This window comes from Streptomyces solitudinis, assembly GCF_036323765.1.
Taxonomy (GTDB): domain Bacteria; phylum Actinomycetota; class Actinomycetes; order Streptomycetales; family Streptomycetaceae; genus Streptomyces.
Genome location: NZ_JAZDCW010000008.1, coordinates 76,618 through 98,324 on the forward strand (window position 1 = coordinate 76,618; position 21,707 = coordinate 98,324).

Below are 21,707 nucleotides of genomic sequence, written 5' to 3' on the forward strand. Positions count from 1 at the left end.
GTGTGGAGAGTTCCGCGAAACCGTTCCCCGACGGTCTCAGGGGCGGCCCCGTCCTGCGGGCCGCGCCCTGCCCCGTCGTGCTGATCGACGCCTCCGGCACCGTGCGGGAGGTCAACGAGGCGGCTCGCGCCCTCTTCCCCCGCGCGGCCCCGGGCAGACCCGTCGACGACGTGGCACCCGGCTGGCTGGGCGCCGCCCACCGCAGGCTCAGCGCGCCGCCCCCTGGCGGCGGGCCCGCCGCCGTGCCGGACGAGCCGGCCCGCGGCCGCGCCGCCGGACGCAGCTTCGCCGCCCACCCCACGCCGCTGGACGACGGCGGCGTGGCCTGGTGGCTGGTGGACGACACCGAGCACCGGCTGGCCGAGGAGTCGCTGCGCCACGAACGGGAACGCACCGCCTTCCTCGCCGAGGCGTCGAACCGGCTCCTGTCCTCGCTCAACCTGGACCGGTGCATGGAGGTGACGGCCGAACTGGCGTCCCGGCACCTGGCCGACGCGGCCGTGGTGTTCGCCCCGGCGGCCAGGGGCCGAGCCCTGTCCGTCGTCGGATGCGCCGGCGACGGCCCGCCGTTCCGGATGACCGCCGAAGGGGACCCGGCGGCGGTGCCGGGCCTGGCCGAGGCGCTCCAGGGCTCCCCGCCGGTCCCCTCGCGGTGGGCGGACCCGAGCGCGGCACCGCAGTGGCTGGTGCCCGGCGGGTTCGGCCCGGTCGGCTCCATGGTCGTCACCCCGCTGCCGGGGCACGGCGCCCCCGCGGGCGCGCTCGTCCTGCTGCGGCGCACCGGCCGGGACGCGTTCACCGGGGACGAGGAGCTGTTCGCCCGGATGTTCGCGGCCCGGGCCGGGGCGGCGCTGTCCGCCGCGCGCATGTACGCCGAGCAGGCGCGGATCACCGAGACCCTGATGCGGGAGCTGCTGCCCCCGCCGCTGCGCCACCTCGACGGCGTCGAGTTCGCCGCGGGTTACCGGCCCTCGGGCACGAGCGAACGGATCGGCGGCGACTTCTACGACGTGCACCCCGCCGCCGCGGGCGGCGTGTCCCTCGCGGTCCTCGGCGACGTGTGCGGCAAGGGCCTGGAGGCGGCCGTGCTCGCCGGGAAGATCCGCAACACCCTCCAGGCACTCCTGCCGATGGCCGACGACCACCAGCGGATGCTGCGCCTGCTGAACGGGGCCCTGCTCAGCTCCCACCACACCCGCTTCGCCACCCTCGTCCTGGCCTCCGCCGCCCGGGAGGGCGACCACGTCGCGCTGCGGGTCACCAGCGCCGGACACCCGCCGCCGCTGGTCGTGCGCGCCGACGGCCGCGTCGAGACCGTGGACACCGCCGGCAGCCTCGTCGGCGCGCTCCCCGAGATCGGCGCCCGCACCGCCCGGCTCCGGCTCGCGCCGGGGGAGACGTGCCTGCTGTTCACCGACGGCGTCACCGAGGCCAGGGGCGGCCCGCTGGGGGACGCCATGTTCGGCGAGGACCGGCTGGCGGAGACGCTGTCCCACTGCGCGGGCATGCCGGCCGAGGCCGTCGTCGAGCACGTGCAGATGCTGGCGGCCCAGTGGACCGGCGCGAACGTCCACGACGACATGGCCGTCGTGGCCATCACCGCGCCGCGCGGCGCGCATCTCAGTGCGGTGGACGGCCACACGCCGGGCAGGTTCACCTCATGACGACGCACACCTCATCCGCCTCCCCGCCGCCGCGCCCGCGGGAGGTGCCGGGGCCCCGCGGCGCCGCGGGATGGGCGGGGCGGCTGTGGGACGCCGTGGCCGCCGGGGACGAACAGGCCGCCGTCCGCACCGCCTTCGCCGTCCTGGACGCCGGTCTGGACCCGGAGGCGTTCCTCCTCGACGTCCTGGCGGCGGTCCAGCGCCGCGTCGGCACCGAGTGGGCGGCCAACCGCATGACCGTCGCCCAGGAGCACACGGCCACCGCCATCAACGAGCGCGTCATGGCCGCCCTCGCCCACCACCCCGCCGCCAGGACCGGCGCGGCGCACGGGCCCGTGCGGGGCCGGGTCACCGTGGCCTGCGTGGACGGCGAGTGGCACGCCCTGCCCGCCCGGCTGCTGGCCGAAGTGCTGCGGCTGCGCGGCTGGCGCGTGGACTTCCTCGGCGCGCAGGTCCCCCTCCCGCACCTCGTCGAGCACCTGCACCTGACCGGGGCCGACGCCGTCGCCCTCTCCGGCTCCCTGGCCACCCGGCTGCCCACCGCGCACGCCACCATCGCGGCCTGCCAGGCCGCGGGGGTCCCCGTCCTCGCCGGCGGGGCCGCGTTCGGCCCGGACGGACGCTACGCGCGGCTGTGCGGCGCGGACGGCTGGGCGCCCGACGCCCGCGGCGCCGCCGGCCGCCTGGAGCGGCCGCTCGTGCGGCCCGCCGCCCACCAGGCCGCGGGCGGCCTGCCGCACCTCGCCGACCAGGAGTACACGCTGGTGACGAGGTCGGCCCGGCGCCTGGTGCGGGAGACCTTCACCGGCCTCCTGGAGCGGTTCCCGGCGCTGCGGGAGTACGACGAGCGGCAGCGGGAACACACCGCGCAGGACCTCGCCCACCTCGTGGACTTCCTGGCCGCCGCCCTCTACACCGACGACGCCGCGCTCTTCACGTCCTTCCTCACCTGGACCGCGGACGTGCTCACCGCGCGCGGCGTGCCCGCCCGCTCCCTCCTGCCGGCCCTGGACCTCCTCGGTGACGGCCTGCGGGACCTCCCCCGCGCCACCGCCGTGATCGGCCAGGGACGCGACGCCCTCACCCACACCCTCTCCGGCCCTGGACGACCCGTATGACCGCACCCGCGCCCCGCCCGCTCCAGCTCACCCCGCGTCCCCTGGACGCCGGCACCCTGCGCATCGCGCTCGGCGGTGACCTCGACTACGACAGTGCCGACCACCTGACCGACGTCGTCACCCGGCAGCTCGCCGTGCACGGCGGCGCGGTGCGGCACCTGCGGCTGGACTGCGCGGAGCTGGGCACCTGCGACTCCATGGGCCTGGCCGCGCTGCTGATGGTCCACCGCCGCACCACCGAGGCCGGGGTGCTCCTGCACCTCGACCGGCGCCCGCCGTCCCTGGAGCGGCTCCTGACCATCACCGGCACGCTCGGGCACCTCGTGGGCGGGGCGGAGCGGGCCGGGCCGTCCCAGGAGGACCGCGTCACCCGCGACGGCTGACGCCCGTGAGGGTGCCGGGCGAACTGCCCCGCCGGCCGCGTCCGTCGCGTCCAGCCCATCCGGCCGCGTCCAGCCCGTCCGGCCCGCGCCGGGGCCGGTGCGGCGGGGGTGTCGGCGGTCGGGCCACCGGCTTAAGGTGAGGCTTACCTGACGAGTAGCCGTCCCGCCAGCCTGAGGGGTGCCCGTGTCCGCCACCGCCGCACCGCCCGGCGTGCCCGCCGGGTCCGCCGTCCCGTCCCGCCACGGCTCCCTGGCCGCCGCCGTCTACGCCCGCTTCGACGCCGTCTTCCCGCTGCTGCGCGTCACCACCGAGTCCCCGCGGGGGGAGGGCTGGCTGACCGGGCGGGCGCTCGCCGACGACGCCGCCGTGCGGGAGGCCCTGGTCGAGCGGGCGGCCCGGGGCATGCGGCAGACCCACGGGGCCGCACCGCGCCCGGACGTCGCGGCCACCGAAGTCCTGCACCAGTACGCCTTCGTGGCCTGCCTGGCCATGAGCGGCCCCTGGCACCTGGAGGCCCGCGTCCCGTGGCTGGAGACGGGACGCCTCGCCTACCACGAGGGCGAGAAAGTCCTCGCCCTCGCACCCGCGCGGATCAGCTGCCTCCCCGGCGACCCGGCCGCCGGACTGCCCGGCGTCCGCACGGTGCCGGACGGCGAAGCGCTGCGGGCGGAGCTGCGCGCGGCCGTCGCGGCCCACCTGGCCCCCGTCCTGGACGCCTTCGGCCCGCTGCTGCGGCGCGGCCCGCGCGGCATGTGGGGCGTCGCCACCGACGAACTGGCCGACGGCCTCGGCTACCTGGGCACCCTGCTGGGTGACGAGCGGGCCGCCGCCGCGGCCGCCGGCGCACTCCTGCCCGGCGGCACCCCGCCGTACAGCGGCGCCGCGCGCTTCCACGCCGACGGCAGCAGGACCCGGCTCAACTGCTGCCTCTACTACACCTTCCCCGCCGCCCCGCTCTGCTCCTCCTGCCCGCGCCGCGTCTGACGGCGCGTCGCCGCGGCGCGGGCGGGGGAGAGGCGGGCGGGCAGTTACGCGCGGGCCGGGTCGACCCCGTAGGTGCCGGCGACGTCGTCGAGCACCGCGTGCGCGCCGTAGAGGCCGACGGCGATCATCCAGGTGATGTCGTCCACCTCGTGCACCTCACCCTCCAGCTTGCCCCACAGCGGGTTCGCCTGGAACTTCTCCTTGCTCGCCACCGAGGCGCCGTTCGGGTCGGGGTAGGCGGTGACGAAGATGTCGTCGGCGTCGACCCTGGCGATCTGCTCCTCGGAGATGTCGGCGTTGAAGCCGGTGCCCCGGGCGTCCTCCGGCTTGTCGAAGCCGAGGTCGTTCACGATGACGCCGATGTAGGTGTCCTCCTTGTACAGCCGCGTCGGGCCGTCCACGAAGCGCACCACCGAGACGGACGGGTTGGTCCCCTCCTTCTCCCGGACGGCGTCACCGATCGTCCGCGCGCGCTCCTCGAACGCGGCGGTCTTCTCCTCGGCCAGCTCCTCCTTGCCCAGGGTCTCGCCGACGAGCCTCAGGTTGTCCTTCCACGTCGCGCCGGTGTCCTCGGTGAAGACGGTCGGCGCGATGCTCTCCAACTGGTCGTACAGCTTCTCGTGACGCACCTTCGCCGACAGGATGAGATCCGGCTCCAGGGAGATGATCTTCTCCAGGTTCGGCTCCTCCAGCGTGCCGACCTCGGTGGCCTCGGCGCCGAACGCCTCGATGTCCTCGCCGAAGTACGGGGGCAGTTCCTCCTCGGGGCCGGTGAAGGTGGTGTAGCCGACGAGGCTGCCCTCCAGGGCGAACGTGGCGTCCACGAAGGTCATGTCGAGGGCGACGACGCGCTTGGGCTCCGCCGGGATCTCCGTGCTGCCCATGGCGTGTTCGACGGTCCGCGGGAAGGCCGCGTCGGATGCGGCGGGGGACGAGCCGCTCTGCGCGTCCGTATCCTGGTCAGAGCCGCTGGTGCAGGCGGCGGTCGCGAACAGGCCGGCGGCGACGGTGAGTGCGCCGGCGGTGCGGCCGACTCGGGTGAGCAGACGGGCTCTCATCAGGGGGGTCCCCTTCTCTCGCGGGATAGTGCGCTGTAAGGATAGGCTCGCCTAATTTACTGCACCGCGCGGCGGAGGAGATCGTGATCGAAGCGCTATCTGCGCCACCCCGTGCGGGGCGACGGCGGCAGGTCGCGGTGGAACGCACCCGGAAGCGGTGGACGGGCCTGCTCGTCCTGGTGGCCGTGCTGGCGGCCGCGCTGCTCGCCAGCGTCGCCTTCGGCTCCAAGGCGCTGAGCGCGGCCGAGGTCTGGAACGGTCTGTGGGGCGCGGACGGTTCGGAAGCCGGCGTCATCGTCCACTCGCTGCGCCTGCCCCGTACCGTGCTCGCCCTCGTCGCCGGGGTCGCCCTCGGGGTCGCCGGTGCGCTCATGCAGGGCCACACCCGCAACCCCATCGCCGACCCCGTCCTCCTCGGGCTGAGCGCGGGGGCCGGGGTGTGGGTGGTGGGCGCCGTGTTCCTGCTGGGCGTCACCAGCCTCTACGGGTACGTGTGGTTCGCCTTCCTCGGCACGCTCATGGCCGCCGTCCTCGTGCACTCCGTCGGCTCCCTGGCGCGCGGTGGCGCCACCCCGGTCACCCTGGCGCTGGCCGGGGCCGCGGCCCACGCCCTGTTCACCGCCCTGACGGCGGGCATGGTCATCTTCGACCGGCAGGCGCTGGACACCTACCGCTTCTGGACGGTCGGCGCCGTGAGCGGACGTCCGCTGGACTTCACCCTCCAGCTCCTGCCCTTCGTCGTCACCGGGCTGCTGCTGGCGGGGTACAACGCCGCCGGGCTCAACGCCCTGTCGCTTGGCGAGGACGTCGCCCGCACGCTGGGCGTGCGCCTCGGGGTGACCCGCGCGGTCGGCATGGCCGCCATCACCCTGCTCACCGGCTCGGCCGTCGCCGCCTGCGGGCCGATCGGCTTCGTGGGCCTCGTCGCCACGCATGTCAGCCGGTACTTCACCGGTCCCGACTACCGCTGGGTCATCGCCTACGCCGGACTGCTGGGCGGCGCTCTCGTCCTCGTCGCCGACGTACTGGGACGGGTGGTGGCCAGGCCCGGGGAACTCCAGGTCGGCATCATGCTCGCGCTCATCGGGGCGCCCGTCTTCATCCAGCTCGTCCGCCGCCGCAAGCCGGTGCGGCTGTGAGCGCGGCACCGGCCGCCCGCCCGGCCGCACCGGACGAGCCGCCCCGCACGGACGGCGGGAGCGTGCCGCGGTCCGCCGCGCGCGTCCCCGGCCGTACCCCGCTGCGTCTGGGCCCCGTCTCGGGCGTGTGGCGCCCGCGCACCGTCCTGGTGCCGCTGGTGCTCGCCGCCGTGCTGGCCGCCGCCGTCGTCGTCAACACCGGGCGCGGCGACTTCCCGCTGAGCCCGGGGGAGGTGGTGGAGGTCCTCCTGGGCGGCGGTGAGGGCGCGGCCCACCTGGTGGTGTGGGAACTGCGGCTGCCGCGCTCGGTGGTCGGCGCCCTCGTCGGCGCCTCGCTCGCCCTGGCCGGCGCCATCCTCCAGGGCATCGCCCGCAACCCGCTGGCCAGCCCCGAGATCCTGGGCATCACCGCGGGCGCGGGCGTCGGCGCCGTGTCCGTCATCGTCCTCGCCGGCGCCCACGGCTCCGTCAGCGGGCCGCTCGCCGACCTCGGCGTCCCCGGCGCCGCCGTCACCGGCGGGCTGCTCGCCGCCGTCGTCGTCTACCTGCTCGCCGTGCGGCGCGGCATCACCGGGTACCGGGTGCTGCTGGTCGGCGTCGGCGTCAACGCGGCGCTCACCAGCGTGCTGTCCTGGCTGCTCGTCAAGGCCGACATCGTGGACGCCGGCCGCGCCCTGATCTGGCTCAACGGCAGCCTCAACGCCACCAGCTGGGCCACCGCCGTGCCCGTCGGCTGGGCGCTGGCCGTGCTGCTGCCGATGGCGCTCGTGCTCTCCCACCAGTTCGGCGCCCTCGCCTTCGACGACGACACGGCGCGCGGACTGGGCGTGCGGATGACCGGCGCCCGGCTCGCCCTGCTGCTCACGGCGGTGCTGCTGACGGCCGTCGCCACCGCGGCCGCCGGGCCGGTCGCCTTCGTCGCGCTGGCCTCCCCGCAGCTCGCGCTGCGCCTGCTGCGCTGCGGCCACCCGCCGCTGCTCGCCTCGGCGCTGCTGGGCGCGGCCGTCACCGTGTGGGCGGACGTGCTCGGACGCACGGCGTTCCCCGGCGTCGAACTGCCCGTCGGCATCCTCACCGCGGTGCTCGGCGCCCCCTACCTGCTGTACCTGCTGATCCGCAGCGGAAAGGCCCGCACCTGATGACCGACACCGTCCGCCACCCGGTCTCCGCCGCCCTCCCCGCCCCCGCCCCCGCCCCGCGCGTCCGGCTGTGCGCCGAGCGGCTGACCCTGGGGTACGGCGAACGGACCGTCGTGCACGAGCTGGACCTGTCGGTGCCCGACGGCTCGGTCACCGCGATCATCGGCCCGAACGGCTGCGGCAAGTCCACGCTGCTGCGGGCCTTCGGGCGCCTGATGAAGCCGCGCGGCGGGCGGGTGCTGCTGGACGGCTCCCCCCTGCACACGCTGCCGACCCGGACGGTCGCCGGCCTGGTCGGCCTGCTGCCGCAGAACCCGGCCGCCCCGGAGGGGCTCAGCGTCGCCGACCTGGTGGCCAGGGGACGCCATCCGCACCAGAGCTGGTACCGGCGCTGGTCCGCGCACGACGAGGCGGTCGTCGAGCAGGCGCTGCGCGCCACCGGCACCTGGGAGCTGGCGGAACGCACGCTGGACGAGCTCTCGGGCGGCCAGCGGCAGCGCGCCTGGATCGCCATGGCGCTCGCGCAGGACACCGAACTGCTGCTGCTGGACGAGCCGACCAACCACCTGGACCTCGCCCACCAGATCGAGGTCCTGGACCTGGTGCGCGAGCTGCACCAGGAGACCGGGCGCACCGTCGTCCTCGTCCTGCACGACCTGTCCCTGGCCGCCCGGTACGCGGACCGGCTGGTGGCCATGAAGGACGGCCGCGTCGCGGCGAGCGGCGCGCCCGCCGAGGTGCTGACGGAGGAACTGCTGGCGGACGTCTTCGGGCTGCGCGCCCGGGTCCGCACGGACGAGGAGACCGGCACGCCCCTCGTCGTCCCGCTCAGCCGCCACGACCGGCCCGCCGCGGCGGCCGGGGACGGGGCCGCTGGGCCACTCGGGGGGAAGTCCGCCGGGTCCCCGCGGCGGTGACGGGAGGTCCGTAACCCCGCCCGCCCAACTCCCGTTCCTCAGCCCGGGGTCGGCCTGCGCCGGCGCCGGGCCGAACCGTCCTGGCGGCCCACTCGGCGTACGTCGCAGGTTAGGCTAACCTAAGTACCGCCCCGGCCGGTGTGACCCCCGGCCGGGTCTGCCGCGCACCGTCACCGCGCGTTGTCGACACCGTGACCGAAGGGCCAGACGCCATGCTGCGTGCTCAACTCCTCGACCGCCAGGCGCGACGCGAGTCCGCCGCCCGCACCTACGCGCGCACCCTCCCCGTCGCCCCCGTCGCCGCCGCCGGAGCCGAGGTCACCGGCGCCGACGGCCGCACCTACCTCGACTGCCTCTCCGGCGCGGGCACCCTCGCGCTCGGCCACAACCACCCGCGCGTCATCGCCGCGCTCAAGGACGCGCTGGACTCCGGCGTGCCCCTGCACGCGCTGGACATGATCACGCCGCAGAAGGACGCCTTCAGCGCCGAACTGCTCACCCGCCTCCCCGGCACCCTGCGCGACAACGCCAAGCTGCACTTCTGCAGCCCCGCCGGCACCGACGCCGTCGAGGCCGCGCTCAAGCTCGCCCGCACCGCCACCGGCCGCCAGGGCGTCGTCGCCTTCACCGGTGCCTACCACGGCATGACGCTGGGCGCCTCCTCCGTCTCCGGGCCGCAGCGGATGCGCGGCGCCGACGGGCAGGGCCCCGCCACCGCGCAGCCCGTCACCCGGCTGCCCTTCCCGCACCCCTACCGCTGCCCGTTCGGCGTGGGCGGCGAGGAGGGCGCGCGGCTGTCCGCACGCCTGCTGGAGAGCTACCTCACCGACCCCTCCAGTGGGGTCGCCACCCCGGCCGCCGTCATCCTGGAGGTCGTGCAGGGCGAGGGCGGCGTCATCGAGGCCCCCGACGCCTGGCTGCGCGAGATCCGGCGCATCACGAAGGCGCACGGCATCGTCCTGGTGGTGGACGAGGTCCAGACGGGCGTCGGCCGCACCGGCGACTTCTGGGCCTGCGAGCACGCGGGCGTCACGCCCGACATCCTCGTGACCTCCAAGGCCGTCGGCGGCGGGCTGCCGCTCGCTCTCATCGCCTACCGCCCCGAACTCGACGCCTGGCAGCCCGGCGACCACACCGGCACCTTCCGCGGCAACACCCTCGCCATGGTGGCCGGTGAGATCACCTTGCGCACCGTCGCCGAGGAGCAGCTCGCCGAACACGCGCGCAAACTCGGCGACCGGCTGCGCGGCGCGCTGCGCGCGCTGGCCGCCGAGCACCCGGCCATCGGGGACGTGCGCGGACGCGGCCTGATGACCGGCGCCGAACTCGTGGACCCGGACGCCGAACCGGGAGCGCTGGGCGCCCGTCCCGGCCACCCCCGCTACGCCCGCGCCGTCCAGGCCGCCTGTCTGGAACGCGGACTGATGCTCGAACTCGGCGGCCGGGACGGCACCGTGCTGCGGCTGCTGCCGCCGCTGGTGCTCACCGACGCCCAGGCCGACTCCGTCCTCGCCCGTCTCGCCGAGGCCCTCACCGCCGCACGCGACGAGGGCCCCACCGCCGGCGGCGGCACGCCCCCCGCCGCTCCCGGCACGGACCGCACCGACGCCCGTTCCGCCGCACGCACCGACGTGGAGCACGCCGCATGAGCCAGTTCCCCGACACCGCCGTCGCCGCCGGGGCCGGTGAGCCCCGGGCCCTGCGCGCCCTGACCAGCGTCGCGCTGGACGCCCTCGCTGACGGAGCCGCCGCCCGCGGCGGACCGCTGCCCCCCGGCGGCCCCGACGCCGTCAGCGCCCGCACCCGGCAGCTCGTCACACCGGTGCTGCCCGAGCGGGGCGTCGGCGCCTCCGACGCCCTCTACGCCACCGTGCGGGCCACCGCCGAGGGCGCCGCCGACCCCGGTGAGGCGCACTGCGTCGCCCACCTGCACTGCCCGCCGCTGGCCGTCGCCGTCGCCGCCGACCTCGCCGCCTCCGCGCTCAACCCCTCGATGGACTCCTGGGACCAGGCCCCGGCCGCCGCCGTCGTGGAGGAGGAGGTGACCGGCGCGCTGGCCGGGCTCGTCTACCCGGGGCGGGAGCGGCCCGACGCCCTGATCACCAGCGGCGGCACCGAGTCCAACCTCGTCGCCCTGCTCCTGGCACGCGAACGCGCCCGCGAACGCACCGGCGGGCAGCGGCCGCTGCGGGTGCTGGCGGGCACGAACGCGCACCACAGCGTGCACCGGGCGGCCTGGATGCTGGGCCTGCCCGCACCGGTGCCCGTCCGCTGCGAGGACGGACGCATGGTGCCGGCCGACGTGGACCGCCTCCTGGCGGAGCTGGCCGGGGACGGCGGCGCGCCCGCCCTCGTCGTCGCCACCGCGGGCACCACCGACGAAGGGCTCATCGACCCGCTGCCCGAACTCGCCCGCGTCGCCGCCCTGCACGGCGCCGAACTGCACGTGGACGCCGCCTACGGCGGGCCGCTGCTGTTCAGCGACCGCCTGGCCGGGCAGCTGCGCGGCATCGAGCACGCCGCCTCGGTCACCTTCGACCTGCACAAGCTCGGCTGGCAGCCCGTCGCCGCGGGCGTGCTCGCCGTCCCCGACGCCGCGCTGCTGGAGGCCCTGTCGCTGCGCGCGGACTACCTCAACGCCGACGACGACACCGAGGCCGGACTGCCGGACCTGCTGGGCCGCTCGGTGCGCACCTCCCGGCGCCCGGACGCGCTCAAGATCGCCGTCACCCTGCGGGCGCTCGGCCGCACCGGGCTCGGCGACGTCGTGGAGCACTGCGTGCGCACGGCGCGGGAGCTGGCGGACGCCCTCGACGCGCACCCCGCGCTGCGCCGCCGCCCGGGAACCGTCGGCATCAGCACGGTGCTGTTCCGCCCGGTCGCCGCCGACCTGCTGCCGGACGCGGCCGGCGACGAACTGGTCGCCGGGATCCGCCGCGAGCTGCTGCACGAGGGACGGGCGGTGCTCGGCCGCGCCAGGGCCGCCGACGCCGACGGGACGCAGCGGCTGTGGCTCAAGGCCACCCTGCTGCACCCGCAGACGGCCGCGGCGGACCTGGAGGCCCTGCTGAAACAGGTCGCCGAACGGGCCGAACCGGACGCGGACCTGACGGTCGTGCGGCTCCCGGCACAGGCCCGCTTGGAAAGCTCCACCCTCTGAATTAGCTTAGGCTCGCCTAATTCAGCCGTTCGTTCGACCCTCCGGAGGGAACGTTGTCCCCCAGCCCCACCACCGAGGCGCCCGCGGGCATAACCGGGCAGCTCCCGCCCGGGCTGCGCATCGAGCACCACAGAGGTGAGCAGGTCGCCGCCGACCCGGCGCCGTGGGCGCGCGCCTACGAGGACGTCTACGCCCACGCCATCGAGCTGAGTGACCACTGCGACCCGCCCATCGCCGAACGGCTGTGCCGCCACGCCCGGCGCCCCGGCTTCGCCCTGGTCGCCGCGGTGCACGACGGCGCGGACGGCACGGCCGGGGGAGCCGGGGCCGTGGCCGGATACCTCTACGGCTACACCCTGCCCACCGACACCCTGTGGTGGGAGGGCCTGACCCCCAGCCCCGACCCGGAGTTCGTCCGGGAGTACCCGGGCCGCACCGTCGGGGTGTGCGAACTCCTCGTCGCGCCCGCCTGGCGCCGCTCCCACGTCGGCGCCACCCTCTTCCAGCACTTCCTGGCCCGCCGTACCGAGGAGCGCGCCGCCGCCCTCATCGCGGACGGCAACACCGTCGTCCTCGGCCGCTACGCCGCCTACGGCTTCGAGCAGGCCGGGACCGTCGAGCCGTACCCCGGCTGGCGCCCGCACACCATGGTCGTCGGTACGCTCGACCGGCTCCGCCGCCGCTGACGCCACCAGCCCCGGCCGCCACGCCGCCTCCCCCGGGGGTGCGCCCGACCCGCGCGCCCCCGCCGTGCCCGCCCCGCCCCCGACCCAGGCAAGGCAGAACCCGTGTCCATCCAGCTCCCGCCCTCCGCCGCGCCCCGCGCCGCCCACCCGCTGACCGTCCTGCCCGAACCGGTCCGCGCGCGCCTCGCCGAACTGGCCCGGACCCGCGCACCGCTGGCGGCCTACCTGTACGACCCGGACACCGCCGCCGCCCGCGCCCGCGAACTGCGCTCCGCCCTGCCGGAGTGGGCGGCCGTCTACTACGCCGTCAAGGCCAACTCCTTCCCCGGCGTGCTGGACGGCCTCGCCCCGCACGTGGACGGCTTCGAGGTCGCCTCCCGCAGCGAACTGGCCCTCGCCCGCGCCGCCCTGTCCCCCGCCGGGCAGGACGCGCCGCCGCCCCTTGTCGCCGCCGGACCGGCCAAGTCCGTCGCCGTCCTCACCGACCTCGTGCGCGCCCAGGTGGAGGCCGTCAACGCCGAAAGCCTGCTGGAACTGCACCGCATCAGCCGCATCGCGCAGGAACTGGGCACCACCGCGCGCGTCGCGCTGCGCGTCAACCCCGCCCACATCCCCGTCACCGGATCCCTGCGCATGGGCGGCGAGCCCTCCGCCTTCGGCGTCGCCGAGCCCGACGTGCCCGCCGTCCTCGAAGCCGCCCGCGCGCTGCCCGCGCTCGACATCACCGGCTTCCACGTGCACGCCGCCTCCGGCAACCTCGACGCCGAGGCCCACGCCGCCTACGTCCGCTGGTGCGTCACCTGGGCGGCCGAGACCGCCCGCGCCGCCGGGCTCGACCTGCGGCACATCGACACCGGCGGCGGCATCGGCGTCGCCTTCGACGAGGGGGAGAAGCCCTTCGACGTCGCCCGCTTCGCGGAGCTGATCGCCGACACCCCGCCGCCGTCCGGCGCGAAGGTCATCCTGGAACCGGGGCGGTACCTCGTCGCGGACTGCGGCTGGTACGCCGCCGAGGTCACCGACGTCAAGAACTCCTACGGACACTGGTTCGCCATGCTGCGCGGCGGCATCAACCACTTCCAGCTCCCGACGTCCTGGGACATCGTCCACAACATCACTGTCCTGCCCGTCGAGGAGTGGCCCGCCGGCTGCCCCCGCCCGGCGGCCGAGGACACGACCGTCACCGTCGTGGGCGAACTGTGCACCCCCGAGGACACCCTCCTGCGGGACGTGCGCGTAGGGCGCCTGCGCGCCGGTGACGTCGTCGTCTTCCCCAACGCCGGCTCCTACGGCTGGGAGTTCGCCATGCCGCACTTCCTCGGCCACCCGGCGGCCGAACGCCACCTCCTGTGACCCGGCCCGCCGCCACCGCACCCCAGGAGCCCCCCATGCCCGCCCGCCCCGCCCACGCTCACGCCGACGCGCCCGGCCCCGCCCCGGCGCCGGACCCGCACGCCCCCGCCCAGGAGCCGTCCCGGCCCCCCGCCGCGCCCCCGCCGCGCGGACCGCGCGGCGCCGACCCGCTGGACCACCCCGACCCGCAGCACGCCGCCGACAACGCCGCCAGCGAGACCCTGCTGCGCGCCTACGTCCGCGAGACGGGCACCCCCGTCCCCGCCACCGGCCGCGACCTCCACCTCGACCTGCCCGCCACCGGCCTCACCCTCACCGTCCCCGTGCGGTACCGCTCCGCGACCGGCTGGCACCGCTTCGGACCCGCCACGCTGCGCCCCGCCCCGAACGCGGCCCCCGTCCCCGCCGAGACCGCCCTGGTCGCCGCCGCCGCCATCCGCCAGACCACCGCCGGACGCGGCCTGCCCCCGCACCTGGGCGCCGACGCCACCGCCCGCGTCCTGAACTCCGCCCGCCGCACCGCCGCCCACCTCACCGCCCGCCGCGCCGAGCCGCCCGGCACCACCGGGCCCACCCCGCACCTCGACGCCGAACAGGCCCTGCTGACCGGCCACCCCTTCCACCCCGCGCCCAAGAGCCGCGAAGAGGCGTCCGACGCCGAACTGGACGCCTACTCGCCCGAACTGCGCGGCTCCTTCCCGCTGCACTGGTTCGCCGCCCACCCCGACATCGTCACCGGTGAGACCCACGACGGGCGCCCCCCGGCCGCACTGCTCCGCCCCCTGGCCGCCGGCCTCGCCCTCCCGGACGGCACCGTCCCGCTGCCCGCCCACCCCTGGCAGGCCCGCGACGTCCGGCGCCGCCCCGCCGTCCGCGCCCTCCTGGACGCCGGACTCCTCACCGACCTCGGCCCGCACGGCGACCCCTGGCACCCCACGTCGTCCGTGCGCACCGTGCACCGCCCCGACGCGGACGTCATGCTGAAGCTCTCCCTGGGCATGCGCATCACCAACTCGCGCCGCAACAACCTGCGCTCGGAGATGCGCCTCGGTGTCCGGGCCGCCCGCCTGCTGGCCGCCGGCCCCGCCGCGTGGCTGCGCGCCCACCACCCGTCCTTCGGCATCCTCCGCGACCACGCCTGGATCTCCGCCGGCCCCGGCGACACGGAGACCGGCCTGGAGACCGCCCTGCGCGACAACCCCTTCCACGGCGGCGCGGACGACGCCCTGTGCGTCGCCGGACTTCTGGCCGAACGCACCGGACCGGGCGACGGCACCCCGCCCGCGCACCGCGCGCTCGCAGCCGACGCCGTCCACCGCGCCGCCGCCGCACACCGCCTCGGCGTCCCCGAGGCCGCCCGGCTCTGGCTGGAGCGCTACCTCGACGTCCTCCTCGTCCCGCTGATCCGCCTCCAGGCCCGTTACGGCATCGCCCTCGAACCGCACCACCAGAACACCCTCGTGGCCCTCGACACCACCGGCCTGCCGAGCGCCGGGTGGTACCGCGACTCCCAGGGCTACTACCTGGCCGCCTCGCACGCCGAGACCGCCGAGGCCCTGCTGCCCGGTGCCACCGACGGCCTCGACCTCGTCTTCGACGACGCCTTCGTGGACGAACGCGTCGCCTACTACCTCGGCATCAACAACCTCCTCGGCCTCATCGGCGCGTTCGGCGCCCTCGGCCTCGCCGACGAGGACCGCCTCCTGCGCGCGGCGCGCGCCGCGCTCACCCGCCTGCGCGCCGAGGAGCCCGGCGCCGCGGGGCTCCTCGGGCTGCTGCTGGACGCCCCCGTGCTGCGCTGCAAGGGCAACTACCTCACCTGTGTCGACGGCCTGGACGAACTCGTCGGCGACGTCCACACCCAGTCCGTCTACATCGACCTACCCAACCCCCTCGCGGAGGCCCAGCGGTGACAGCGCAGCCCACCACCTACGACCTGGCCGGCATCGGCATCGGCCCGTTCAACCTGTCGCTCGCCGCGCTCGCCGACGGCGTCGAGGGCCTCACCACCTGCTTCCTGGACGCCAAGCCCGCCTTCTCCTGGCACCCCGGCCTCCTGCTGGAAGGCACCACCCTGCAGGTGCCCTTCCTCGCCGACCTCGTCACCATGGCCGACCCCACGAGCCCCTGGTCCTACCTCAACTACCTGCGCCACCACGACCGGATGTTCCCGTTCTTCTTCTCCGAGCGGTTCCACATCCCGCGCCGCGAGTACGACCACTACTGCCGCTGGGTCGCCCAGAACCTGCCCAGCTGCCGCTTCGACGCCGAGGTCACCGCCCTGGCCTGGGACGAGGCGGCCGGGACGTTCGTCCTCACCCACCGCGCCGCCGACGGCACCACCGGCCGCCTGCACGCCCGGCAGGTGGTCCTGGGCACCGGCACCACCCCCACCGTCCCCGCGCCGCTGCGCCCTCACCTGGGCTCCGGGCGCGTCCTGCACAGCGCCGACTACCGCAGCCACCGCGCCGCGCTCGCCGCCCTCGGCGACGTCACCGTCGTCGGCGCGGGCCAGTCCGGCGCCGAGGTCGCCCTCGACCTCATCCGCCACCAGGACGGCGACGGCGCCGGCGGCCCGCACGTGCGCTGGCTCGCCCGCACCCCCGCCTTCGCCCCCATGGAGTACTCCAAGATCGGCCTGGAGCACTTCACCCCCGACTACATCGACTACTTCCGCGCCCTGCCCGACGCGACCCGCAGCCGCCTCGTCCGCGAGCAGTGGCAGCTCTACAAGGGCGTCAGCGAGACGACGCTCGGCGAGATCCACGACGAGCTGTACGAACGCACCATCGGCGGCGGACGGCCCCGGGCCGGGCTTCACCCCGGCGTCGAGGTCACCGGAGCCGAACCGGAGGGCGACGGCTACCGGCTGACCTGCCGTCACCAGCAGCAGGACACCGAGTGGACCGTCCGCACCGACGCCGTCGTCGCCGCCACCGGCTACGCCGCCCGGCGCCCCGCCCTCCTCGACCCGCTGCTGGGGCTCCTGGACCTCGACGCGCAGGGCCGCTACCAGATCGACGGCGACTACCGCGTCGCCCTCGACCCCCGCGTCGGCGCACGCCTGTACGTGCAGAACGCCGAGACGCACACCCACGGCGTCGGCGCGCCCGACCTCACGCTCGGCGCCTGGCGCGCCGCCACCATCCTCAACGCCGTCACCGGACGCATCGCCGTGCCCGTGCCCCGCACGGCGGCCTGGACCACCTTCGGCGCACCCGGTGCGGAGGCGGCCGCCCCCGCCCCCGCACCGGCCGCCGGCGGGACGGCGGGGACGGACACCGGTACCGGCCCGGACACCGGTACCGGCCAGCCGTCGGCGACCGCCGGGACCCGGCGGTGAGCGCACCCCGCGCCGCCGCCACCCCGGACGGCACCGGACACACCGCCACCCCGGGCACCGGAATACCGGACGCCGCCGCCCGGGCCACCCCGTCCGCCCAGCCCGCCGAACCCGCCCGCCCCGCCACGGCCCCCGCGGCGGCGGCCGGCGGAAGCGGCGCACCCGGCGGCAGCACCCCACCGGGCGCGGCCAAGGCGGCCGGACCCGAGCCGTCCACCCGGCGCCTGCGCGTCGTCCTCATCGCCGTCATCGCGCTCTACCTCATCGCCGAGACCGCCCTCGCCCCCTTCCTGCCCCAGCTGTTCACGCAGCTCTACGCCATCGACGACCCCGGCGCCACGGGGCTGTACCTGTGGACCTGCCGCGTCGTCGGCCTCGCGGCGCTGCCCCTGTGGGGCCTGGCCGCCCGCCGGTACGCCCTGCACCGCCTGGTCCTCACCGGCCTGTGCGCCTCCGCCGCCTGCGACCTCGCCCTCGGCCTCGCCCCCACCTACGCCGCCTTCACCGCCCTGTCCGCCGCCTCCGTCGCCGCGAACTGCGCCCTGCTGCTGGCCTACCCGGCCCTCATCGCCGAGCACAGCCGCCACGCGGGCGCCGGCCACCCCGGCAGCGACCACGCGCGCCTCGCCGCGGTCACCGCCATCGTCGCCGTCTTCCACCTCGCCTCCGTCGCCGCCACCCTCACCGGCGCGGGCGTCCTCGCCCTGCCCGACCCACGCCTGGGCATCTCCGCCTTCGCCCTCCTGGACCTGCTGCTGGCGGCCCTCCTCCTGCGCACCCTGCGCCACCTGCCGCCCCCCGCGCCCGGCGAGCGCCCCGCCACGCCCCGGCGCGGCACCACCTGGCTGCTGCTCCTGGCCCAGGCCGCCGTCATCGGCGTCGCCTTCGACTTCGCCGTCAGCGCCTCCCGGCCCTTCTTCACCGAACTCGCCCACCACCTCGGCAGCGGACCGGGACTCGCCGCCGCCCTCTTCCTCCTGCCCTCCCTCACCGCCCTCGCCGTCCTGCCCGCCGCCCGCCGCTGCCACGCGCTGCTCGGCGCCCGCCTGCTGCCCGCCGCCCTCGCCCTCACCGCCGCCGGGCTCGCCTCCCAGTACCTGGCCGACGGCCTGCCCGCCCTCGCCGCGGGACGCGCCCTCTTCGGCGCCGGGCTCGGACTCGCCCAGATCGCCGTCGAGCTGCGCATGTTCCGGGCCACCGGCACCGCGGGACCCGCCTTCACCGCGGTGGAGACCGTCCGCTCCGCCGGACTCGTCGCCGCCCCCCTCATCGCGGCGGCGACCGCCAGCCGCGACCTGGCCCTGCCGCTGGGCGTCGCCGCCGCCGCGCTGCTGGGCGCGGCCCTCGTCTCACTCGTCCGCGGCCGCACCGGCACCGGCTCCGGGACCGGCACCGGCACCGCAGTCCACGACACACCCGCAGCCCACGAACCGGAGGAAGCCCGCTCATGAACCGCCCCACCCCCGCCACCTGGGCAGAAGCGGGCCGCCGGCTGCTCGTCAAGGCCATCGAGGAGTTCGCCTACGAGGAACTCCTCACCCCCGAGCCCCGCCCCGGCCACCCCGGCACCTACCGCCTGGCCTTCGCCGACGGCGTCCACTGGACGTTCCCCGCCACCCGCGGCACCTTCGGCACCTGGCACCTCACCGCCACGCCCGTCCGCCACCCCGAGCCGGAGGCGGGCGAGGCGGGGCCCGAGCAGCTCCTCCTCGACGCACGCCCTCGCCTCGGCTGGGACGGCCCCACCACCGCCGAGGTCCTGCGCGAACTCACCGCCACCCGGCAGGCCGACGCAGGAGCCCTCACCCGGTCCCGGACCGCCGCCCAGCTCGCCGACCTCGGCCACCTCGACCTGGAGGCCCACCAGGACGGCCACCCCTGCATGCTGCTCAACAAGGGCCGCCTCGGCTTCTCCGCCCGCGACGCCGCCGCCTACGCGCCCGAATCCGCAGGAACGGTCCGTCTGCGGTGGGCCGCCGTCCACACCTCGCTCGCCCGCTACTCCGGCACCCCCGGCCTGGACGCCGGCACCCTGCTCGCCGAGGAACTCGACGCGGCCACCCGCGACCGGTTCTCCGCCGCCCTCGACGCGGCCACCGCCACCACCGGGCACACCGCCGACGACTACACCTGGCTGCCGGTCCACCCCTTCCACTGGGACGAGGCCGTCGAGACCCTCTTCGCCCCCTACCTGGCCGACGGCCGCATCGTCCCCCTCGGCGAGGGCCCCGACCGCTACCGCCCCCTCCAGTCCATCCGCACCCTCGCCAACCTCGACCACCCCCGCCGGCGCAACGTCAAGGTGCCCCTCCTCATCCGCAACACCCTCGTGTGGCGCGGCCTGTCCACCGAGCCGACCCACGCCGCGCCCGACGTCTCCCACTGGCTGCACACCCTGCGCGACGGCGACCCCTACCTCCGCGACGAGCTGCGCTTCCACCCGCTCGGCGAGGTCGCCGCCGTCGCCGTCCGCCACCCCCTGTACGAGGCCGTCCCCGACGCGCCCTACCGCTACCACGAACTCCTGGGAGCCGTCTGGCGCGAGCCCGTCACCGCGCTCCTGGCCGAGGGCGAGAACGCGCGCACCATGGCCGCGCTGCTCAGCACCGGCTCCGACGGCCGCGCCCTGGTCACCGAACTCGTGCACCGCTCGGGCCGTGACGTGCGGGACTGGCTCCGCCACCTCCTCGCCGCGCTCCTCCCCGGCCTCCTCCACCACCTCTACCGGTACGGCGTCGCCTTCTGCCCGCACGGCGAGAACACCGTCATCCTCTACGACGCCACCGACACACCCGTCGGCATCGCCGTCAAGGACTTCGCCGAAGACGTCAACCTGCTCCCCGGTGACCACCCCGAGTACGCCGGCCTCAGCGCCCGCGCCGACAAGGTCCTGCTGCGCTGGCCCCCCGGCGAGCTGGCCCACTCACTGCTCAGCGCCGTCTTCGCCGGGCACTTCCGCTTCTTCGCGCCCCTGCTCGAACGGCACCTCGGCCTGCCCGAGACCGCGTTCTGGGCGCTCGTACGGGCCGAGATCGAGCGCTACCACGCCCGCTTCCCCGACCTCGCCGGCCGGGCCGGCGACTACGGACTCCTGGCCCCCGAGTTCGACCGCGTCGCGCTCAACCGCGAGCAGCTCCTCGGCGGCGCCTTCCACGACCGGGCCGAACGCGACGAGGGCTTCGACGTCACCCACGGCCGCGTCGCCAACCCGCTGGCCACCGCCCCCGCCACGTACACCGCCCCCGCCGCCGCCCCGGAACCCGCCCAGGAACCCGCATGAACGCCTACGAGCAGCTCCGCGCCGACCACGCCGCCGGGCGCGTCGACAACGTCATCGTCGCCCTCCCCGACCTCCAGGGACGCCTCCAGGGCAGCCGCCTGGCCGTACCGCACTTTCTGGAGGAGGCCGCCGACCACGGCTTCAGCGCCTGCACCTACCTCCTGGCCACCGACGTCGAGATGAACACCGGACCGGGCTACGCCATCGACGCCTGGAGCACCGGCTTCGGCGACTTCCTGCTGCGGCCCGACCCGGCCACGTACACCACCCTCCCCTGGGACGAGGGCACCGCGCTCGTCATCGCCGACGCCACCTGGCCCGACGGCACCCCCGTACCCGTCGCCCCCCGCCACGTGCTGCGCCGCCAGCTCGACCGGCTCGCCGCGCACGGGCTCACCGCCCACGCCGGCACCGAGCTGGAGTTCCTCGCCTTCGACGCGACCTACCAGCAGGCCCACGACGCCAACTACCACGGCCTGCGCCCCGCCACCCGGCACAACGTCGACTACGCGCTCCAGGGCCTCACCGGCCTCGAGCCCATGCTCCGCCGCCTGCGCCGCGAGATGCCCCGTGCCGGGCTCACCCTGGAGACCGCCCGCGCCGAGGTCCACCCCGGGCAGTACGAGATCGTCTTCCGCTACGCCGAGGCCATGACCACGGCCGACCACCACGCCCTCTTCAAGCACGGCACCAAGCAGATCGCCGCGCAGGAGGGCCGCGCCGTCACCTTCATGCCGAAGTACGACGACGGCGAGGGCAACTCCTGCCACATCCACCTCTCCCTGCGCGGCGAGGACGGCAGCGCCGTCCTCGCCGACCCCGCGGCGGACGACGGCATGTCCGGCCTCATGCGCCACTTCATCGCCGGACAGCTCGCGTGCCTGCCCGACTTCACCCTCCTCATGGCCCCGGGCGTCAACAGCTACAAGCGCCTCCAGCCCGGTGCCTTCGCCCCCACCGGCATCGGCTGGGGGCGCGACAACCGCACCTGCCCCGTCCGCGTCATCGGCAGCGGCCACTCCCTGCGCATCGAACACCGCGTGCCCGGCGGCGACGCCAACCCCTACCTCGCGCTCGCCGCCGTTCTCGCCGCCGGCCTGCACGGCATCGAGAACCGGCTGCCCCTGCCCGACCCCCACCCGGCCAACGCCCTCGCCGACCCGGGCGTGCCGCGGCTGCCCGGCACGCTCACCGAAGCGCTGCACCACTGGGAGGCCAGCGACACCGTCGCCAAGACCTTCGGGGACGCCGTCACCACCCACTACGCGCAGGCGGCCCGTACCGAACTCGCCGCCTTCGAACGGTCCGTCACCGACTGGGAACGCCACCGCGGATTCGAACGCCTGTAAGCGCGCGGACCCGGGGCGGTGCTCGTCTGAGCGCTATTGCGCACACATTCAGAAAACGTCAATTCCCGTTATGCCGCACGCCATTGACCCGCCACCCGCGCCGGGCCGCCTACCGCCGGGTAAGCCATAAGCT

The 21,707-nt window shown here is 76.1% G+C and carries 17 protein-coding genes; 16 read left to right on the forward strand and 1 reads right to left on the reverse strand.

Annotated features, from left to right (window positions below; all coding sequences use genetic code 11):
- The first annotated feature begins 53 nt into the window (after positions 1–53).
- From V1J52_RS20310 to V1J52_RS20325, 4 genes are all read left to right on the forward strand, one after another.
- Positions 54–1,664: a SpoIIE family protein phosphatase gene (locus tag V1J52_RS20310; protein ID WP_443075890.1), complete on the forward strand. Its 1,611-nt coding sequence runs from the start codon at positions 54–56 to the stop codon at positions 1,662–1,664.
- Positions 1,661–2,782, forward strand: coding sequence for a cobalamin B12-binding domain-containing protein (locus V1J52_RS20315; RefSeq protein WP_330141343.1), 1,122 nt, complete (start codon positions 1,661–1,663; stop codon positions 2,780–2,782). Before V1J52_RS20310 ends, V1J52_RS20315 begins: the two co-directional genes overlap by 4 nt.
- Positions 2,779–3,165, forward strand: a complete 387-nt coding sequence (locus V1J52_RS20320; RefSeq protein ID WP_330141344.1) for an STAS domain-containing protein — start codon at positions 2,779–2,781, stop codon at positions 3,163–3,165. The genes V1J52_RS20315 and V1J52_RS20320 overlap by 4 nt, the downstream gene beginning before the upstream one ends.
- Positions 3,166–3,349: 184 nt before the next feature.
- The gene (locus V1J52_RS20325) at positions 3,350–4,150 is read left to right on the forward strand and encodes a (2Fe-2S)-binding protein (protein WP_330141345.1); all 801 of its coding nucleotides are present in this window, start codon (positions 3,350–3,352) and stop codon (positions 4,148–4,150) included.
- Positions 4,151–4,194: 44 nt separating this feature from the next.
- Here V1J52_RS20325 and V1J52_RS20330 read toward each other — a convergent pair whose 3' ends face one another.
- Positions 4,195–5,208: an ABC transporter substrate-binding protein gene (locus V1J52_RS20330; RefSeq protein WP_330141346.1), complete on the reverse strand. Its 1,014-nt coding sequence runs from the start codon at positions 5,206–5,208 to the stop codon at positions 4,195–4,197.
- 137 nt (positions 5,209–5,345) lie between these two features.
- Between V1J52_RS20330 and V1J52_RS20335 the strand changes: the two genes are divergently transcribed.
- The 12 genes from V1J52_RS20335 to V1J52_RS20390 all read left to right on the forward strand — a co-directional run bounded on the left by V1J52_RS20335 (position 5,346) and on the right by V1J52_RS20390 (position 21,574).
- Positions 5,346–6,347, forward strand: a complete 1,002-nt coding sequence (locus tag V1J52_RS20335) for a FecCD family ABC transporter permease (RefSeq protein WP_330141347.1) — start codon at positions 5,346–5,348, stop codon at positions 6,345–6,347.
- A complete protein-coding gene (locus V1J52_RS20340) occupies positions 6,344–7,486 on the forward strand; it encodes a FecCD family ABC transporter permease (RefSeq protein ID WP_330141348.1) in 1,143 nt (380 codons plus the stop codon). Before V1J52_RS20335 ends, V1J52_RS20340 begins: the two co-directional genes overlap by 4 nt.
- Positions 7,486–8,403 (forward strand): ABC transporter ATP-binding protein, encoded by a 918-nt coding sequence (locus tag V1J52_RS20345; protein ID WP_330141349.1) that lies wholly within the window; start codon positions 7,486–7,488, stop codon positions 8,401–8,403. Before V1J52_RS20340 ends, V1J52_RS20345 begins: the two co-directional genes overlap by 1 nt.
- A gap of 212 nt (positions 8,404–8,615) precedes the next feature.
- The gene (locus V1J52_RS20350; protein ID WP_330141350.1) at positions 8,616–10,052 is read left to right on the forward strand and encodes a diaminobutyrate--2-oxoglutarate transaminase family protein; all 1,437 of its coding nucleotides are present in this window, start codon (positions 8,616–8,618) and stop codon (positions 10,050–10,052) included.
- Positions 10,049–11,563: a pyridoxal phosphate-dependent decarboxylase family protein gene (locus tag V1J52_RS20355; RefSeq protein ID WP_330141351.1), complete on the forward strand. Its 1,515-nt coding sequence runs from the start codon at positions 10,049–10,051 to the stop codon at positions 11,561–11,563. The genes V1J52_RS20350 and V1J52_RS20355 overlap by 4 nt, the downstream gene beginning before the upstream one ends.
- Positions 11,564–11,616: 53 nt before the next feature.
- Positions 11,617–12,249, forward strand: coding sequence for an N-acetyltransferase (locus tag V1J52_RS20360; RefSeq protein ID WP_330141352.1), 633 nt, complete (start codon positions 11,617–11,619; stop codon positions 12,247–12,249).
- Positions 12,250–12,351: 102 nt separating this feature from the next.
- The gene (locus V1J52_RS20365; RefSeq protein ID WP_330141353.1) at positions 12,352–13,602 is read left to right on the forward strand and encodes an alanine racemase; all 1,251 of its coding nucleotides are present in this window, start codon (positions 12,352–12,354) and stop codon (positions 13,600–13,602) included.
- Positions 13,603–13,637: 35 nt separating this feature from the next.
- A complete protein-coding gene (locus V1J52_RS20370) occupies positions 13,638–15,515 on the forward strand; it encodes an IucA/IucC family protein (protein WP_330141354.1) in 1,878 nt (625 codons plus the stop codon).
- Positions 15,512–16,945, forward strand: a complete 1,434-nt coding sequence (locus V1J52_RS20375; RefSeq protein ID WP_330141355.1) for a lysine N(6)-hydroxylase/L-ornithine N(5)-oxygenase family protein — start codon at positions 15,512–15,514, stop codon at positions 16,943–16,945. The genes V1J52_RS20370 and V1J52_RS20375 overlap by 4 nt, the downstream gene beginning before the upstream one ends.
- Positions 16,942–18,396, forward strand: coding sequence for an MFS transporter (locus tag V1J52_RS20380; protein WP_330141356.1), 1,455 nt, complete (start codon positions 16,942–16,944; stop codon positions 18,394–18,396). The genes V1J52_RS20375 and V1J52_RS20380 overlap by 4 nt, the downstream gene beginning before the upstream one ends.
- Positions 18,393–20,225, forward strand: coding sequence for an IucA/IucC family protein (locus tag V1J52_RS20385; RefSeq protein WP_330141357.1), 1,833 nt, complete (start codon positions 18,393–18,395; stop codon positions 20,223–20,225). The genes V1J52_RS20380 and V1J52_RS20385 overlap by 4 nt, the downstream gene beginning before the upstream one ends.
- On the forward strand, positions 20,222–21,574 hold the full coding sequence (locus V1J52_RS20390) for a glutamine synthetase family protein (RefSeq protein WP_330141358.1): 1,353 nt from the start codon (positions 20,222–20,224) through the stop codon (positions 21,572–21,574). The genes V1J52_RS20385 and V1J52_RS20390 overlap by 4 nt, the downstream gene beginning before the upstream one ends.
- Positions 21,575–21,707: the final 133 nt, after the last annotated feature.